This is a genomic window from Achromobacter sp. K91, from assembly GCF_003576205.1.
Classification (GTDB): Bacteria; Pseudomonadota; Gammaproteobacteria; order Burkholderiales; family Burkholderiaceae_B; genus Achromobacter; species Achromobacter aegrifaciens.
The window spans coordinates 1-16,006 of record NZ_QWFB01000020.1; the positions used below are offsets into that span (position 1 = coordinate 1).

Consider the following 16,006-nt stretch of genomic DNA (forward strand, 5'->3'; position numbering starts at 1 on the left):
AGATGTGTATAAGAGACAGGGCTGGCATGGCGCACGGCGCCCTGGCAAAGCTGGACGGCGGACTACGCCACCAGCAGTGGCGAACGCCGGCAGTTCCAGCTGCCGGACGGCAGCGTGCTGGCGCTCAATACCGCTTCGGCGGTGGACCTGGACTATTCGGCGGAACAACGTCTGGTGCTGCTGCGGGAGGGCGAAATCCTGCTGCGTTCGGCCCATGCGGCGCCGCCGGACCCTCGGCCGCTGCGGGTGCGCACCGCCGAAGGCAGCGTGCAGGCCTTGGGCACGTACTTCGGCGTGCGGCAACTGGATGCGCGCAGCCGGGTCGCGGTGATCGAAGGGCAGGTGCGGCTGCAGCCGCGTGCGGCGGCGGCGGGCGTCGTGCTGGCGGCAGGGCAATGCGCCGAGTTTTCGGACCGTGAAGTCCTGGCGCCTCGCGCCTATGTCCATCCGCCGCAAGCCTGGCTGGATGGCGTGCTTTATGCGGACGACATGAGGCTGGCCGACTTCCTGAAGGAGCTGGCGCGCTATCGCCCGGGCCTGTTGCGCTGCGATCCGGCGGTGGCCGATCTGCGCATCTCGGGCGGGTTCCAGGTGGATGACACCGATGCGGTGCTGCTGGCGGTGTCGCGCAGCCTGCCGGTGCGGGTGGTTTCGCGCAGCCGCTACTGGGTCAGCGTGGTGCCGGCCTGACGGTGGCGCGCGGATTTTTGGCCCCTTTTTTCGCTTCGTCCGACAAGTCCATATAGCACCTTCGCTCGTACTTCGTCGGGATCAGCATGCTTTCAAGCAAGAACAACGCGGCCAGGTCAGCTTGCCGCACGAACCGCCGCGCCGCCGCTGGCGCGCTCTGCGCGGCACTGGTGGCAGCGGCGCCGGCCATCCACGCGCAGCCGGCTGCGAATACGTCCGGCGCAGCCGTCCAGGCACGGTTCGACATTCCGGCGGGCCCGCTGGGACCGGCGCTGTCGGCCTTCGCCGGGGTGGCTCGCATCAATCTTTCGTTCGACCCGGCGCTGGCCGAAGGCTTGCGCACGGCCGGGCTGCAAGGCGCATGGACAGTCGAGGCGGGGCTGGCCAAATTGCTGGCGGGCACGCCGTTGGCGGCGCGGCGCGATGGCGCCAATGTCTACACGCTGAGGCGCGTGCCCAACGAGCCGGCGGCAGTGCTGCCGGCGGTGCGGGTGGAGGGCACGGACGAGTCGGCCTACGGACCCGTAGCCGGCATCGTGGCGCAGCGCAGCGCCAGCGGCACCAAGACCGACACGCCCATCCTGGAGATCCCGCAGACGGTGAACGTGGTCACGCGCGACGAGATAACGATGCGAGGCGCGCGCAGCATCGTCGAGGCGCTGGCCTACACGCCGGGCGCCTATTCGCCGGGCGGCAGCGCCGATCTGCGCTACGACAACATCTACCTGCGCGGCGGCCACGCCGCGCGCAACAACCTGGACGGCGCCCGGCTGCCATTTGGCGCATACAGCTTCGGCATGCTGCAGATCGAGCCCTACGGGCTGGAGCGGGTGGAGGTGCTGAAAGGGCCGTCCTCGGTGCTGTACGGCCAGAATACGCCCGGCGGCCTCATCAATATGGTCAGCAAGCTGCCGACGCCGGCGCCCCAGCGCGAGATCGAGTTGCAGACCGGGAGCTATGGCCGGATCCAGGCTACCGCCGATTTGAGCGGCCCGATGGACCAGGACGGACAGTGGAGCTATCGCCTGGTCGCATTGCAGCGCGATGCGGCCCAGTCCGCCCATTACTCGGAAGAGGACCGGACCTTCGTCGCTCCGGCATTGACGTGGCGGCCGTCGGCGGCCACCTCGCTGACCTTGCTGGGCTTCTATCAAAAGGACCACCAGGTGCCCATGTACGGCAATCTGCCGGCGGCAGGCACGCTTTACTCCAATCCCAACGGCCGCATTCCCCGCGACCGCTATACCGGCGAACCCGGCTGGGATACCTATGACCGGGAGCAGTACTCGGCGGGCTATCTGTTTTCGCACCAGTTCAACGACACCTGGACCGTCAGGCAGCAATTGCGCTACAGCCACATGCGGGGCGAGGCGCGCACCACCGTGGGCTACATGCTCAATCCGGTGGACATGCGCACCTGGTCGCGTTCAATGTCGCAGGGCAAGGGCACCGGGGCGACGCTGAACGTGGATACCCAGGCCGTCGCGCGCTTCAATACCGGCCAGGTCGGGCACGAGTTCCTGGCTGGCTTCGACTATCTGGACATGCGCGACACCTACCAGTTCGCCAACGTCATCGCCGGCGTGCCGCCGCTGGACCTCTACGATCCGGTGTATGGGCGGCCCCGGCCGGGCATCTCGGACCTGATTCCCCGCATCGATTCGCGCCAGCGCACCGAACAGTCCGGCGTCTACGCGCAGGACCAGATCTCGTACGGCAACTGGCTGCTGACGCTGGGCGGCCGCTACGACATGGCGCGCAGCACGACCCGCAATCTGCTGACGTCCGGCAAGGTCGCGCAGAACGATTCGGCCTTTACCGGCAGGGCGGGCCTGACCTACATGCTGGAAAGCGGCCTGGCGCCTTATGTGGCGTACTCGACGTCCTTCGCGCCCACGGGCGGCACCGACTACGAGAGCAACCCCTTCCAGCCGACCAAGGGCCGGCAGATCGAGGCGGGATTGAAGTACCAGCCGCCGGGCAGCGACAGCATGGTGACGCTGTCGGCCTATCAATTGACGCAAACCAACGTGCTGACCAGCGATACCACGCCGGGCCGTCCGCCGGGCTTCCAGCTGCAGGCGGGCGAGGTTCGCTCGCGCGGGATCGAACTGGAAGGCAAGGCCAGCCTCGCGCGCGGCTGGGATGTGATCGCCTCGTACTCCTACGTCGACGCCGTGGTGACCAAGAGTTCCAACGTCGACATCGTCGATGGCGCGCCGCAGTCGCGGCAGGGCAAGAAGCAGTACTACGCGCCGGCGCACCAGGCCGCGGCATGGCTGGCATACAAGGTGCAGGAGGGGCCGCTGCAGGGTCTGGGACTGGGAGCGGGCGTGCGCTACATCGGCGCCGACTGGGGCGATGCGGCCAACACCTTGCGCATTCCGGCGGTGACGCTGGTCGATGCCGCCCTGTCCTACGACCTGGGCCGGATGCAGCCCGCGATGCGGGGCATGACGCTGTCGCTGAACGCCAGCAACCTGTTCGACCGCACGTATGTGGGCACTTGCGTGACCACCACGTCGTGCACCTACGGCGCCGGGCGGCTGGTGTTGGCCACGCTGCGGTACGCATGGTGAGGCCGCACGGCAATTGGCGCGGCGTGACGGCGCGCGCGGGCGCGGCCACGCTGGGCGCGTATGCGCTGGTTTGGGCCGCTGTGGCAGCGGCGGCGCGACTGCCGCTGCCGCCTGCCGACGCCATCCTCTATCCGGCCTTGGCCGCCATTCCCGCGCACGTGGGCCTCGCGATATGGGCTTTCGCGGCCCGCAGCGTGGGCCGCGTGTGGCTGATCATTGCCGCAGGCTGCGCGGGCTGCCGGGCCATGGCGTGGGGAGCGGCGGCATGAACGCCTATCCGGAAGGAAGCCTGCGCCAGCGCATGGCCTGGCTGCATACCTGGGTCGGCCTGTTGTTCGGCTGGCTGGCGTTTGCAGTGTTCCTGACGGGCGCGCTCAGTGTCTACGCGCCTGAAATCAGCCTCTGGATGAAGCCGGAGAGTTCCGCGGCTGGTCGAGCGGACCAGCCGTCAACCCTGGAGCGCGCGCAAGACTGGCTGGCGCGCAATGCCGCGGCGGCGGCTTCCTGGCGCATCGAGCTGCCGGATGCGCGCCGTTCCCCGCTGGGGCTGTCATGGGAGGATGAAAAGGGCGGCGGCGCCGTGCTGCTCGATCCGGCCAGCGGGCGCGAGATCGTGCCGCGTGACACCGAGGGCGGCGACTTCCTGGTCGAGTTCCACTACAGCCTGCATGCTGGCCAGGCCGGCATCTGGGTGGTCGGCGCCTGTACCCTGGCGCTGCTGGCGGCGCTGGTTTCCGGCGTCATTGTGCACCGGCGCTTCTTCGCGGATTTCTTCCTGTTCAGGCCGCGTGCTTCGCCCGGCCGCGCGTGGCTCGATGCGCACAACGTCCTGTCGGTGCTGCCGCTGCCGTTTCATTGCATGATCCTGCTCACCGCCTTGAGCACGCTGTTGCTGGGCTATCTGCCCGCAGGCGTGCAAAGCCGCTATGGCGGCGACGTGGCGGCGATGGTGGCGGACGTGTTTCCGCAGCCGCCGGCCAGTTCGCCGCGCAGCGGTGCGAGCGCAATGCTGCCGCTGGCCGCCCTGGCGCAGCGCGCCGAGGCGGAACTGGGCGCGGGCAAGATCGCCGCGATCACGGTCAGGCAGCCTGGCACTCAAGGCGCGCTTGCGGATGTCTGGCGCCGGTACGATGACCGCCTGCTGGCCTTTCCCGACCGCGTCAGCCTGGATGCGGCGACGGGCCGGGTCGTCGATGCGCAAACCGCCTATCCTGGATCCTTGCAACTGATCCGGACGCTCGGAGGGCTGCACTATGGCTACTACGCCGCGCCGCTGCTGCGCGCGCTGTACTTCCTGCTGGCCCTGTCAGGCGCCGCCATGATCGCGACGGGACTGGTCCTGTACACGGCGCGGCCGGCGGCGGCCGCCTCCCGCTTCGGCCGCGCTGCGCACCGGTTGAATGTGGCGATGATCTGCGGCCCGACGTGCGCCTGCGCCGCGTACCTGCTGGCCAATCGCCTGGCCTGGCCACATGCGGCGGGGTTGCATGAACGCGAGGTGACGGCTTTCTTTCTGGCATGGATGGTTTGCGGCGTGCATGCCTTGGTGCGAGGCGAGCGCCGTCTATGGACGGAGCAATGGCGGACGGCGGCGCTGCTGTGGCTGGCCGTGGCGCTTGTGGATCTGCTGGCGATGGCGTTCGACGCGAGCCTGAGGTCGGCTTGGGCACGGCCGCTGCATCTTGCGGTCTGGGTGGCAAGCATCGCCGCCGCCTGCGTCTTCGGCTACATGGCGCATCGCGCCAGCAAGCGCCGGGAGTAAGATCGGCCGCATGGCTTGCAAGCGGACCTGAACCGCTTGCAAGCCATGCGGCCGAAGGCGAGCAGGTGATGGCTTCGCTGGAGGGGCTGCGGCAGGAGGGTAACGACTGCCTGCCCAACAACCTGCCCCTGGATACCTTTTGCCCCAGCATCGAGATCAACGAGGGAGAGCCACTGGGCGACCGGACCTGCCGCCGCCGTTGGCGCCTGAGGATGACGTGCGGTTTTACCTGGCATCTTTTCCGATCTGGTTCGGCGTACTCGATATGGGCCCCATCCGTCCGGGAGGGCGTTTAAATATCGAGCGCGAGAATGAATGCCGTTCCTAAACCGGCCTGTCCGGCGTCGACCACGGCCGCTGCTTCCAGGCGGAAACTGTAGCCTCTGACACATAGCTGGTCGGGCATGAAGTTCAGCCTGCTCATGGCGTTCGTCTGCGTGACGGGCACCTTGGCCGTCATCTCCATGGAACTGGAATGGCTGGCCCGTTCCGAGCTGCGGGTCGAGCCTGCGCCGCTGGCTGCGCAACACGCATCGACACTTGTTTTGTCAAAGGCCGCCATTACAAAGTCGGCAGGCGGGAGGCCGCACGAGCATGGTCAGCGCGCTGACGCGGAAATTGCCCAGCGCAGCCAGCAAGTCTGAGGACGTACGCCAAGCGCCTCAATGCACACGGATCAGGCATGAAACTTGCAGAGGACTTGCCGCTCGATCCCTGGATGGGCGATGGGCCATCCCGCTTTGGGCCCTTGCGGCGTGAGGTCGAGATTGCGCCGCTCTTTGCCAGCGTGCCGGGCAGGCACTGCTGGTACGCAAAAGACTTCATCGAACCGCTTGCGGGGTCGCGATCATGGAAAATTCCAATGTGTTAACGCCAAGTGAAAGGTGGTGGGTCAACGTGAACGAGCAACGTGATCTGGCCTACTGGATGGAAAGACTGGGCACAACCGAGACGGAGATCCGCGAGGCGATCGCGGTGGTCGGGGTGTCGGTTTCGGCCATAAAGCGCTATTTGAACAAGTAGGGGCTGTGGAGTAGACGAGGGCGTAGGTTCCGCGGGCAGCGCCTAGCTCTCAAGCAGGTGCCGCCGCGGCCACGACATACGTGCCTTTGCCTCGGTGCACCGTAACCAGGCCTCGATGGGCCAGGTGCTGTACGGCTCTGCGTACCGTGCTTCGGCTTACGTTGAATTGTCGGATCAACGCGTTCTCGCCCGGAATCCTCGTCCCCGGGGGCCACCGTCCCGCGGCGATTTCACGTACCAGGGCCGTTTCCACGATGCTGTAGCGCAGGAGCGGATTGGGGAAGCTTGTATTCATGCCAAGCTCCGGAAGCTCGAACAAGCCGGGGCCATCGTTTACGCCCCGCCGGCTGGCCGCAGCCACGCCGCGCAGCCTGCGGGCGAGGCCGTTCCGCTGACATACAGCGCGCCGGACCTGTATAGGGCGAGGCCTGCCGGTAACGACAGGCCCTGTACCACCCACACGCCGCCAGCGCGGTCAGTCCAGACGATGCGGGCATCGGTACCGTCCAAGGCTTTAAGCAACCCCGCGGCCGACGCGTCGGGGCGCATCGTCACGACCGTCGTGTCATTGTCTCCTCGAAGGGGAAAAATGTTGGCGGCGCCCGCGGCAACCAGGGCGGCGGCCAGCAGCGCGAGGGAAACCGGACCTCGCTGTGTCGGTGGCTCGCCGCCTGTGGAACGACGGCTCCAGCCCAGGAAAAAAGGTATCAGTCCGAAGACCGCCAGCCACGCCACGTCCCAGAACAAGGGGATGTCCGAATTCATGCGGATGCGGTGGATGCCTGTAATCCAGTGCGAAAACACTGCATCGAGAATATGCCAGCCCCCGAACCCCATCCAGAATGGCGGCGCTATGAGGCGCAGGGATGCGCCAGGCGCGCTCCGGAGCCGATACAGAGTCCACAGACCGGCCGCCGCAAGTGCGTACATGAGCGCATGGAACCACCCGTCGACCGTCACCTGGAAACGCAGATCGGCGAGAGCGCCGGTATGGACTGCGGACAGTAGATGGTGCCATTGCAGGATCTGATGCAACAGGATCCCGTCGAAGAAGCCACCCATGGCAAAGCCCAACAGGACTCCAGCGCGACGCATGCGACGGTCGGGTATGACGTGCGGGGAGGGGATATTCATACTCTGCTCCTGGTCGTCGGCACGAGTGCTTTTCGGATGACGGGGCGCGTCGCCGGCTGCTCTGGTCCACGCGGGACAGTGCCCGGGCGAGTCCGGTATGGCTGAGGCCGGCAAGTGCCGTGCCCGGTCCGGCGTGGCAACAAGCCACAGGCCGCACCGCGCCTGGCATGAGCTTGCGGACGAGTATCGCGAAGGAAAAATTTCCTCCAGGTGCGCAATATTGACGCTTCGACAAAGCCGCGCGCACTTCAGGCCTTGTCGCTATCAGCATTTATCGCCAGGCCCGTACGTTCAGAAGGGTCGGCACGCGGCTTGCGGGAACGGCGGTACTGCAGTGCTTTGTTCCCCTGCCGTGTGCCGGCGAGCGACGCTGAAATCGCCTGGGGAAAGGTTTCATCAAGGCGCTGTGGGCCATCCAGGGCAGGAATCATGGACCGGAGATGTGTACGTGCGCAAATGCCCGGGCAGGAGGCTTCGAGTCCTGCGGGTCATACTGGGAGCGAGGCAGGTCCGGGCCTGGCCGAAATCACGCGCGGCGTCAGCACGGCCGACCCAGACAATGCGCCCGCGATCTGGGCGGTAGGCGACGTCCATGGATGTTGTGCTTCGCTGGATGCGCTGTTGTCTCATCCGGAGATCGCTAACGACCCTGCATGCAGGCTCTGGTTCGTGGGCGACCTGGTCAATCGCGGCCCGCAGTCAGCCGCAACGGTGCGCCGGATCATGGCGTTGGGCGACCGGGCCACGGTCGTACTGGGAAATCACGATGTGCGGGCATTGTCCATTGCCGCGGGATGTACAAGGCCCAACAAGCACGACAGACTGGACGACCTGATCAATGCCGCCGATGCGGACGTTCTGTTCAACTGGCTCAGACTCCGTCCGCTGATGTACGTCGAGGCCGGCTATGTGCTCACTCATGCGGGCATATATCCTCGATGGAGCGTTGCCCAGGCGCAGGCCCTGGCAGGCGAAGTAGAGGCGTTGCTTGCGGATGACCAGTGGCGAAGGCTGATGCACTTGTTCGATGGGCGCGCCGCGGGAGGATGGCATAGCCGGCTGAAGGGGGCGCGCCGCGTGAAATTCATCGTCGACGCATTCACCCGAATGCGCTTTTGCAGTCCAAGCGGGAAGCTGATCCATGCCTCCAAGCCAGCTTCAAGGGGCCGGTCCAGTGACGCTGTGCCATGGTTCGATGTGCCGCGCCGGATCCCCGTGGAAGCATCGATCTTGTTCGGGCATTGGGCGGCCCTGGGACTGATGGTACGTGCGGATGTCGCATGCCTGGATACGGGTTGCGTCACCGGCGGGTGCCTTACCGCCTTGCGGCTGAGCGACCGGAAACTGCTTCAGGTCGCCTGCCAGCATGCCGACGCGCCCGCATAGGCGCAGGGGGACTATCCGCAATCGACGTGGACATGCTTATGTATGCTTCCTGCGGCAGGCTGACGTGCCGATACACAATTCCACAGATATCAGCCCTGATCCGCCCGTTGTCTTTTTCGTCGCGCCAGCAGAGCCATTCGCGCCGTAGTTTCATCGTGCCAACCGGCTTCCCAGGCGCTCAATTTTTCGCTCCAGGCGCGGGGCGCTTCGCCGGTATGACCAGGCATGTTGGCGGCCTGCAAGTAAGGGCAGGCCGAAAGAGGTACGCCGTGCCGAGCAGCATCTCGACCAGCGCTGTGTACGGAATCATTCATCTCACGCCTCCTCTGGTAGAAATACCTACGCCATCAGCGTGATCATCGTCTCTCCGAATGTCGAGTCCTTTTACTGGCTGAAATAAGGGGAGGGGTCTCAGAGGACTCGCGACCCCTCAACGGCGCTTTCCTCAGGCCTGGATGGGAAGGAGGCTTTTCGGATCTTGCTGCAGGGCGAGGCGCCGCGCTTGGGCGCGCGCAATGGTGTATCGACGCCAGAAGCATGGTCGCAGGTCGACTTTCGGACCGGGATGCTCACTCCCCGATCCATTGCATCCACCATCCTTGGTAATACCGGTGGCCGTCGAGTTCCTCGAAACCCACCACCATCATGCCGCGGTCAGAGCTGAATGTGAGCAGTTGTGGTTCGATCAAATCGGGAATGCAGACCGGCGGGGCTGGAGCATATCCATGGAGCGGCTTCATGGTCATGATCTGGACTTGGCGCCGCAGCCCGGGATGCATGACCGAAAACATGCGGACTGTGCCCACCCAAGTCTGGCCAGGGTCGCCGTCGGGCCGGAGGACGCCACGGTTATGGGTGCGCCGGACTGCGCATTTGAGATCCGCTGACATGCTAAATATACTGTATAAAAACACAGTATATTTCACCCCGCCGTTCACACAGTGCGGCCCCGTTGCGGCTACCTGCGGAACTAGGGAAAGCACCTATTCAAAAAACGGGGGCGCATGTCGTATCGCTAGGAGATTGCATCTGCTTAAAAAGGATTTCTTATGGTCGCCAGGAGTTGCCTACGCACGGAATGGTTGAAGCCGGCCGTCGTGGTCTTGTACGCGGTGAGCCTCGCCGATCCCGCGAATGCCCAATCGGTTTCCGGTTCTGGCCAGATTACGCCCGGATCGCCCCAGACGCCCCATTGGGATGTTGGTGACGTTCTGGCCGTCGGCGACTCCCTCTCCGGAGCGTTGACTATCGATGCCGGCGGTTCCGTGACCAATGACGCCGCGTACATTGGATACGCCAGCGGAGTTGTGGGTTCCGTGACGGTGTCGGGCCGTGACGGCAGTGGCACGGCGTCCATCTGGAGCAGCAGTGGCCCGGTGGCAGTCGGAGTCGAATCCGGCAGCAGCGGCACGCTGAGAATTCTGGGCGGGGGCATGGCGCAAAGCGACTCAGGCATCATCGGCTTTGACTCTGGCAGCGTCGGAAACGTTTTCGTTTCCGGGAAGGGGTCAACCTGGGATCTCTCCACAGCCAGCGCGTTGATGATCGGCCAGGGCGGCCAGGGCACGTTGCAGATCGACGATGGCGGCGCCGTGCATAGCGGTCAGGGGGTTATTGGCTGGGCCTCCGGCAGCCAGGGGAGTGTGACGGTATCCGGCTGGGAAACGGTATGGAATCCGCAGAACAATATCTATGTGGGCGCCAATGGAACTGGCGACCTAGCCGTCCTGGATGGCGCCGCCGTTCGTACGGTTGGCCCCTCCGGGCCAAGCTCCGCGGCGACGGTTTACATCGGGCACGACGTGGACGGCGTCGGCACGGTGGTCGTATCGAGCGCGACGGCTCACACTTCGACGCTCGCGGCAAGCGACCGCATCGAAATCGGCTCGGCAGGCGCGGGAACGTTGAACGTCGAGAAGGGGGGGCTGGCCATTGCCGCCAGCGATACTTGGCTTACCGTTGTCCCAACCGCCACCGGCACGCTCAACCTGACCGGCGATGCCAGCGGCCGCGGCGTGCTTGAGACCGGCTCGGTCATCAAGGGCGCGGGCAACGCCACGTTCAACCTGGACGGCGGCATCCTGCGGGCCAATCGTGACGAGGGTAATTTCCTGAACGGTTTCGCCACGCAGGCCGTGGGCAGCGGTGGCGCCTGGTTTGATACGAACGGCCACGACGTGGGCGTTTCTACCGCGTTCTCGGGGACGTCGCGCTTGAACAAGCAGGGCGCCGGTACGCTGACTCTGTCAGGCAATAGCGCGGCGTTCACGGGAACCACTGACATTCAAGCTGGGACGCTGCAGGTGGATGGCGTCCTGGGCGGCCCGGTGAATGTGCTTGTGGCAGCACGGCTGACCGGCACGGGACGCGTAGGCGCAACGGTCAACCGCGGCACGATCGCACCGGGTCCGCGCAGTGGTTTCGGCACCCTCACGATCGCGGGCGACTATGCGGCGCAGGGCGGCAATCTGGAAATTCGCACGCAGCTTGGCGCCGATGATTCGCCGACGGACAAGCTGGTGATCACGGGCAACAGCGCTGGCACCACACCGGTCACGGTGAAGAACATGGGAGGCGCCGGCGCGCAGACGCAACGCGGCATCCAGGTGGTGCAGGTCCATGGCCTGTCGGCGGGAAGATTCGATCTGGCCAATGGCGATTACGTCATCGGGGGGCGTCCGGCCTTGGTGGCCGGCGCCTATGGCTATGTGCTGCAACAGGATTCGGCCGACGGCGGCTGGTACTTGCGGTCGTCCCTGACCAATCCCGGCACCACTCCCACGGATCCCGGCACTACCCCGACGGATCCAGGCACTACCCCGACGGACCCGGGCACTACGCCGACCGATCCTGGCACACCCTCGCCCGGCGGCGGTACGCCGGGCGCCGAGCCGCCCTTGCTCTATCAGCCCGGCGTGCCGGTCTATGAGGCCTATGCCAATACGCTGCTACACCTGAGCCAGCTGCCTACCCTGCGCCAGCGGGTCGGCAATCGCCTCTATGATCCGGCGGACGCCGGCCGCAACGGCGTATGGAGCCGCGTGGAGGGCTCGACGGGCCGGCTCGATCCCGCGGCGTCGACTACGGGCGCGCGCCAGGACATCGATAGCTGGAAAGCGCAATTCGGCGTTGACCGTATCCTGGCGGGCCAGGAAGAGGGCTCCCGTCTGGTGGGCGGCCTGGCCTTTTACTACGGCAAGGCCGACACGCGTGTGTCGTCGGTGTATGGCGACGGCACCATCGACACCACTGCCTATGGCCTGACGCCAACTTTGACCTGGTATGGCAAGAATGGTGTCTATATCGATGCCCAGGCTCAGGCGACCTGGTTCGACAGCGACCTCAATTCACGGCTGGCAGGAAAACTGAAAGGCGGCCAGAAGGCCCAGAGCTATGGGCTGGGTATCGAGGCAGGCAAGGCGTTCGGTCTGAGCGAGGGGTTCGCCCTGATTCCGCAGGCGCAGCTGACATATGTATCGACCCGCTTCGACCGCTTCAACGACAGATTCGGCGCGCGCGTCGAAAGCGACAAGGGCGACAGCCTGCTGGGCCGCCTTGGCATTGCGCTGGATTACAAGAGCAATTGGCAAACGGCCGGTGTAAAGCGCGAGTCCAGCGTCTATGGCGTCGTCAACGTGAAACATGAATTCCTGGACGGAACGCGTGTACGCGTGGCCGACACGCAGGTCGCCAGTCGCATGGCTCGAACCTGGGGCAGCGTGGGGGCGGGCGTGAATTACGGCTGGGGGGAACGCTATGCGATCTACGGCCAGATCGACGCGGACTCGGATTTCTCCGGCAGCCATGTCGTCACCGCGACCGCGGGTTTCAGGATGACTTTCTAAGGTGGATGATGGCGCCGGCAGAACCTCCTTCTGCCGGCGCCAGGTCTTTCACGGGAATACGCAGTCAACAGCAATCGCAAAGCAAAACATCGTTGACTACGTTGCGCGGCCGCGACCCCATGCGGCCGAATCCAAAGGCCGCCATCACGTCGTGACAGATCTCCATCGCTTCTTGCTCGTCTTCGGCGCCGGCGACCCGTGGCCAGGTTACCAGTACGCGCCTGGCCTTCATCTGTTCCACGAACTGCGGTGGCACTGCATCGCTGCCCACCACGGTCACGGACTGAATCCGCTCCGGCAGCCCTGTTTGCAGCGATGAGAGGCTTGCACCGCCGACGATCAGCGCGGCCGTGTCGGCGGGAAGCTCATCGGCGCGGCTGCAGTACTCGACGGAAAAGAAATCGTCCAGCCGCTGGTGGGCGGTATGCGCCAGCGGCAGCAGGCTGACACAGCGATGACGTTGCAATGAAAGCCGCATCAGCGCGCCTCCTCCAGTATCCAGTCCGAGGCGCGCTCTGCCAGCATGAGTACGGGCGCGTTGATGTTGCCCGAGGTCAGGTCCGGCATGACCGAGGCGTCGACGATGCGCAGGCCTGGAACGCCGATGCAGCGCATACGGCTGTCGACGACTGCCATCGGGTCGCTTTCGGCTCCCATCCTGCACGTGCCGCCGGGGTGGTGAACCGTGATGGCAGTCTTGCGGACGAATGCGTCGATAGCGGCGTCATCGATTACGCCGCCGCCCGGCGCAAGCTCGGTGGCGACGTAATCGCCAAGCGCGGGCTGGTCCAGCAAGGTCCGCGCGATACGCACCGACTCGCGTACCCTGACCCGGTCTGCGTCGCTCGCCAGAAAGTTCTGGTTGATCCGGGGTGGCGCCAACGGGTCCGCACTGGCGACGGTGATCTTGCCGCGGCTATGGGGGTGCAGCAACACCGTTCGGACGGCAAAGCCGTCGGCGAAAGGCTTGCGCACCGGATTGAACCAGGGATGAGCGTTGAACGGCGCGGCAGTCAGGAGAAACTGCAGGTCCGGCGTATCCCCGCCGTCTGGCTGCACAAATCCCACTATGCCGCCTGGAACGTCGCCGGCAAAGCCCTCGCCGCCCAGATAGGCGCGCGCCATGGAGATGCCGATGCGGTCCAGGCGCATGCCGTGCACAAATGGACCCGGCTCGCGGCGGCGTGCAGTAACGATGACGGAGATATGGTCCTGCAGGTTTTCACCTACCCCGGCGCGTTCCTGCCTGATGCGTATGCCGGCATCGCGCAATGTCTGAGCGGGGCCGATCCCTGAATGCATCAGGATCGCGGGCGTGTTGATGGCGCCTGCGGCAAGAATCACCTCATGGCGAGCGCTGACGGCCGTGGTGCGGCCCTGTCTGGTAAAACGCAAGCCGACTGCGCGGCTGCCGTCGAAGTCCAGGCCAAGAACATGCGCCGACGTGACCACGGTCAGGTTGGGACGCCGCAGCGCGGGGCGCAAGTAGGCCGTCGCGGCGCTGCATCGGCGTCCGCGCCGGATCGACATCTGCAGGCGCGAGAAGCCGCCTGCCGGCGAGGCGTTGTAGTCGTCGAGCCAGGGGTGCCCGGCCTGGCGGGCGGCCGTGGAGAAGGCGTCGAGCAGCGGGTCCTGGTAGCGGCAGCGCTGCACCCGCAAGGGGCCGCCCGCGCCACGGTCGCCGGAGTGTCCGTCCTCCCAGTCCTCCAGGCGGCGGAAGTAGGGCAGGACTTCCTCGAAGCGCCACTCGGGCAGATCGTAATGCCGCGCCCAGCGCGCGTAATCCTTGGGATGGCCGCGCACGAACGCCATCGCATTGGTCGACGAACTTCCGCCTACAACCTTGCCGCGCGCGCATTCGATAGCCCGGCCATCGGCGTGCGGGGCAGGCTCGGCGTCGTAACCCCAGTCATGCAGGCGTTGCTGCAGGATCTTGCCCCATCCCAGCGGGATGTGGATGAGCGGGTCTCGGTCCCAGGGGCCCGCTTCGATGACCAGCACCGAGACTGCCGGGTCCTTGCTCAAACGATTGGCCAGCACGCAGCCTGCGGAGCCTGCGCCAACGATGATGTAGTCGTATTCCGCCTTCATGTCGGGCTCACTGGCCTGAAGTTGATGTGGACATTCTTTTCCCGGGTAAACGAGATCATCTCGCCGATGCACTCATCGCGGCCGATGCCTGATTGCTTGACCCCGCCATACGGTGCGCCAAGAAAGTGCTTGCCGACTTCGTTGATCCAGATGAATCCCGCATCGATTTCGCGGGCGAGCCTGTGGGCGCGCGCAAGGTCCGCCGTCCAGATAGCGGCGGTCAGGCCGACGTCCAGGCTGTGCACCGCTGCCAGCATCTCTTGCTCGTCGTCCCACGGAATGAGCGCCAGCACGGGACCGAAGAACTCCTCGGTGGCCAATGGCGAGGTGGCGGCCACGTCCGCAAAGACGGTCGGTTCCAGATAGAAGCCGCCTGCGGGGACGCCGGCGCGCGGAATGCCGCCGCCCGCGATCAGGCGGGCGCCTTGCGCCACGGCGGCGTCGATCGCCTGCTTGACGCGGTCGCGGTGTTCGCGGCTGATCATTGCGCCCATGGTGGTGGCGGGGTCGGTCGGGTCTCCCGGCACGAACGCGGCGCAAGCCAGCGCCACTTTGGCGCAGACTTCGTCATAGATGGAACGGTGCACGAAGGCCCGGCTGGTGGACCCGCAAGATTGCCCGCACCACGTGAAGTTCATGCCATCGACGATCGCGCGCGCCGCCAGCGCGGGGTCGACGTCCGGGCAGGCGATAAACGGGTTCTTGCCGCCCAGTTCCAGCGCCACGGGCTTGAGCCGCGACGCCGCGGCCTGCATCACCCTGCGCCCGGTGGGAATGCTGCCCACCAGGCCGATCATGTCGACGTCGGGGCTGGCGGCCAGCGCGGCCCCGGCGTCGGCGCCGCCCGGGATCAGCGAAAAGACGCCCGGAGGCAAGAGATCTCCGATCAGTTCCGCACAACGCAAGGCAGACAAGGGCGCCTGCACCGGCGGCTTGATGATCACTGCATTTCCCGCAGCCAGCGGGGCGGCCAGCTTGCCCATGGCGAACAGCAGCGGATGGTTGTACGCAACGATGCGCGCCACGACGCCGACGGGCTCCCGCTCGGTGTAGTCCAGCGCGTCGTGTCCCATCGGGATGGTGTCGCCCTTGAGTTCCGTCACGAGGCCTGCGAAGAAATCCAGCAGCGCCGCGGCAACCATGACATCGGAACCCATCTCGGATACCGGATTGCCGCAGTCCAACGCATCCAGGAGCGCCAGCTCCCTTGCGTTGTCCCGCAAGCGCTGGGCCATCTTGCGCAAGATGGCGGCCCGGGCCAGCGGGGCCGTACGGCGCCATGCAAGGGCTCCGGCGCGCGCCGCGCCGGCCGCGCGCGCCACGTCTTCGGCGCCAGCATCAGCCACGGCCATCAGCCGTTCGCCCGTTCCGGGCGCCGCGATGTCGATCCAGCGTTCGCTGAGGGGGGCGTGCCAGCCGCCGCCATAGTAGACGCCGTTGTTGGCGGGCAGCTGGACATCGCCCGAGGCGGTCTTATGAGTTTTTCCTGCCATGTT

The 16,006-nt window shown here is 65.8% G+C and carries 15 protein-coding genes; 8 read left to right on the forward strand and 7 right to left on the reverse strand.

All coding sequences use genetic code 11. The features are described 5' to 3' along the window. Positions 1-21: 21 nt before the first annotated feature. From DXK93_RS05065 to DXK93_RS05090, 6 genes are all read left to right on the forward strand, one after another. Positions 22-690: a FecR family protein gene (locus tag DXK93_RS05065; RefSeq protein ID WP_255423350.1), complete on the forward strand. Its 669-nt coding sequence runs from the start codon at positions 22-24 to the stop codon at positions 688-690. 86 nt (positions 691-776) lie between these two features. Beyond that, positions 777-3,269 (forward strand): TonB-dependent siderophore receptor, encoded by a 2,493-nt coding sequence (locus tag DXK93_RS05070; protein ID WP_119449527.1) that lies wholly within the window; start codon positions 777-779, stop codon positions 3,267-3,269. Further along, positions 3,263-3,538: an iron transporter gene (locus tag DXK93_RS31795; protein WP_147400220.1), complete on the forward strand. Its 276-nt coding sequence runs from the start codon at positions 3,263-3,265 to the stop codon at positions 3,536-3,538. The genes DXK93_RS05070 and DXK93_RS31795 overlap by 7 nt, the downstream gene beginning before the upstream one ends. Continuing rightward, positions 3,535-5,031, forward strand: a complete 1,497-nt coding sequence (locus DXK93_RS05075; RefSeq protein WP_158598545.1) for a PepSY domain-containing protein — start codon at positions 3,535-3,537, stop codon at positions 5,029-5,031. The genes DXK93_RS31795 and DXK93_RS05075 overlap by 4 nt, the downstream gene beginning before the upstream one ends. A 404-nt stretch (positions 5,032-5,435) precedes the next feature. Continuing rightward, positions 5,436-5,675 carry a hypothetical protein gene (locus DXK93_RS05085; RefSeq protein WP_119449530.1) on the forward strand — a complete coding sequence of 80 codons (240 nt, stop codon included), beginning with the start codon at positions 5,436-5,438 and terminating at the stop codon, positions 5,673-5,675. A 205-nt stretch (positions 5,676-5,880) separates the two neighbouring features. Further along, on the forward strand, positions 5,881-6,054 hold the full coding sequence (locus tag DXK93_RS05090; protein ID WP_119449531.1) for a DUF3606 domain-containing protein: 174 nt from the start codon (positions 5,881-5,883) through the stop codon (positions 6,052-6,054). A 49-nt stretch (positions 6,055-6,103) separates the two neighbouring features. Here the strand turns inward: DXK93_RS05090 and DXK93_RS05095 are convergent, their stop codons facing one another. Further along, positions 6,104-6,349, reverse strand: a complete 246-nt coding sequence (locus DXK93_RS05095; RefSeq protein ID WP_119449597.1) for a GntR family transcriptional regulator — start codon at positions 6,347-6,349, stop codon at positions 6,104-6,106. Between the two features lie 38 nt (positions 6,350-6,387). Further along, a complete protein-coding gene (locus DXK93_RS05100; RefSeq protein ID WP_199728274.1) occupies positions 6,388-7,188 on the reverse strand; it encodes a DUF2243 domain-containing protein in 801 nt (266 codons plus the stop codon). A gap of 525 nt (positions 7,189-7,713) precedes the next feature. Between DXK93_RS05100 and DXK93_RS05105 the strand changes: the two genes are divergently transcribed. Next, positions 7,714-8,574, forward strand: coding sequence for a symmetrical bis(5'-nucleosyl)-tetraphosphatase (locus DXK93_RS05105; protein ID WP_233564509.1), 861 nt, complete (start codon positions 7,714-7,716; stop codon positions 8,572-8,574). A gap of 89 nt (positions 8,575-8,663) precedes the next feature. Here DXK93_RS05105 and DXK93_RS32530 read toward each other — a convergent pair whose 3' ends face one another. Beyond that, positions 8,664-8,888, reverse strand: a complete 225-nt coding sequence (locus DXK93_RS32530; protein ID WP_119449533.1) for a CrpP-related protein — start codon at positions 8,886-8,888, stop codon at positions 8,664-8,666. 255 nt (positions 8,889-9,143) lie between these two features. Beyond that, positions 9,144-9,464, reverse strand: coding sequence for a hypothetical protein (locus DXK93_RS05115; protein WP_147400221.1), 321 nt, complete (start codon positions 9,462-9,464; stop codon positions 9,144-9,146). A gap of 159 nt (positions 9,465-9,623) precedes the next feature. Here DXK93_RS05115 and DXK93_RS05120 point away from each other — a divergent pair, with 159 nt between their 5' ends. After that, positions 9,624-12,419, forward strand: a complete 2,796-nt coding sequence (locus tag DXK93_RS05120; RefSeq protein ID WP_119449535.1) for an autotransporter outer membrane beta-barrel domain-containing protein — start codon at positions 9,624-9,626, stop codon at positions 12,417-12,419. Between the two features lie 64 nt (positions 12,420-12,483). On the opposite strand, the gene DXK93_RS05125 is transcribed toward DXK93_RS05120, so the two are convergent. The 3 genes from DXK93_RS05125 to DXK93_RS05135 are packed head-to-tail and all read right to left on the reverse strand — an operon-like array spanning position 12,484 to position 16,003. Continuing rightward, positions 12,484-12,897 (reverse strand): hypothetical protein, encoded by a 414-nt coding sequence (locus tag DXK93_RS05125; RefSeq protein WP_119449536.1) that lies wholly within the window; start codon positions 12,895-12,897, stop codon positions 12,484-12,486. After that, positions 12,897-14,510 carry a GMC family oxidoreductase gene (locus DXK93_RS05130; protein ID WP_119449537.1) on the reverse strand — a complete coding sequence of 538 codons (1,614 nt, stop codon included), beginning with the start codon at positions 14,508-14,510 and terminating at the stop codon, positions 12,897-12,899. Before DXK93_RS05130 ends, DXK93_RS05125 begins: the two co-directional genes overlap by 1 nt. Then, complete coding sequence (locus DXK93_RS05135) at positions 14,507-16,003, reverse strand: aldehyde dehydrogenase family protein (protein ID WP_054451240.1); 1,497 nt, start codon at positions 16,001-16,003, stop codon at positions 14,507-14,509. The genes DXK93_RS05130 and DXK93_RS05135 overlap by 4 nt, the downstream gene beginning before the upstream one ends. Positions 16,004-16,006 lie beyond the last annotated feature (3 nt).

Coding starts and splice junctions, on each gene's coding strand:
- DXK93_RS05070 (WP_119449527.1), top strand. CDS start 777: ATGCTTTCAAGCAAGAACAACGCGGCCAGGTCAGCTTGCCGCACGAAC.
- DXK93_RS31795 (WP_147400220.1), top strand. CDS start 3,263: ATGGTGAGGCCGCACGGCAATTGGCGCGGCGTGACGGCGCGCGCGGGC.
- DXK93_RS05075 (WP_158598545.1), top strand. CDS start 3,535: ATGAACGCCTATCCGGAAGGAAGCCTGCGCCAGCGCATGGCCTGGCTG.
- DXK93_RS05085 (WP_119449530.1), top strand. CDS start 5,436: ATGAAGTTCAGCCTGCTCATGGCGTTCGTCTGCGTGACGGGCACCTTG.
- DXK93_RS05090 (WP_119449531.1), top strand. CDS start 5,881: ATGGAAAATTCCAATGTGTTAACGCCAAGTGAAAGGTGGTGGGTCAAC.
- DXK93_RS05095 (WP_119449597.1), bottom strand. CDS start 6,349: ATGAATACAAGCTTCCCCAATCCGCTCCTGCGCTACAGCATCGTGGAA.
- DXK93_RS05100 (WP_199728274.1), bottom strand. CDS start 7,188: ATGAATATCCCCTCCCCGCACGTCATACCCGACCGTCGCATGCGTCGC.
- DXK93_RS32530 (WP_119449533.1), bottom strand. CDS start 8,888: ATGAATGATTCCGTACACAGCGCTGGTCGAGATGCTGCTCGGCACGGC.
- DXK93_RS05115 (WP_147400221.1), bottom strand. CDS start 9,464: ATGTCAGCGGATCTCAAATGCGCAGTCCGGCGCACCCATAACCGTGGC.
- DXK93_RS05120 (WP_119449535.1), top strand. CDS start 9,624: ATGGTCGCCAGGAGTTGCCTACGCACGGAATGGTTGAAGCCGGCCGTC.
- DXK93_RS05125 (WP_119449536.1), bottom strand. CDS start 12,897: ATGCGGCTTTCATTGCAACGTCATCGCTGTGTCAGCCTGCTGCCGCTG.
- DXK93_RS05130 (WP_119449537.1), bottom strand. CDS start 14,510: ATGAAGGCGGAATACGACTACATCATCGTTGGCGCAGGCTCCGCAGGC.
- DXK93_RS05135 (WP_054451240.1), bottom strand. CDS start 16,003: ATGGCAGGAAAAACTCATAAGACCGCCTCGGGCGATGTCCAGCTGCCC.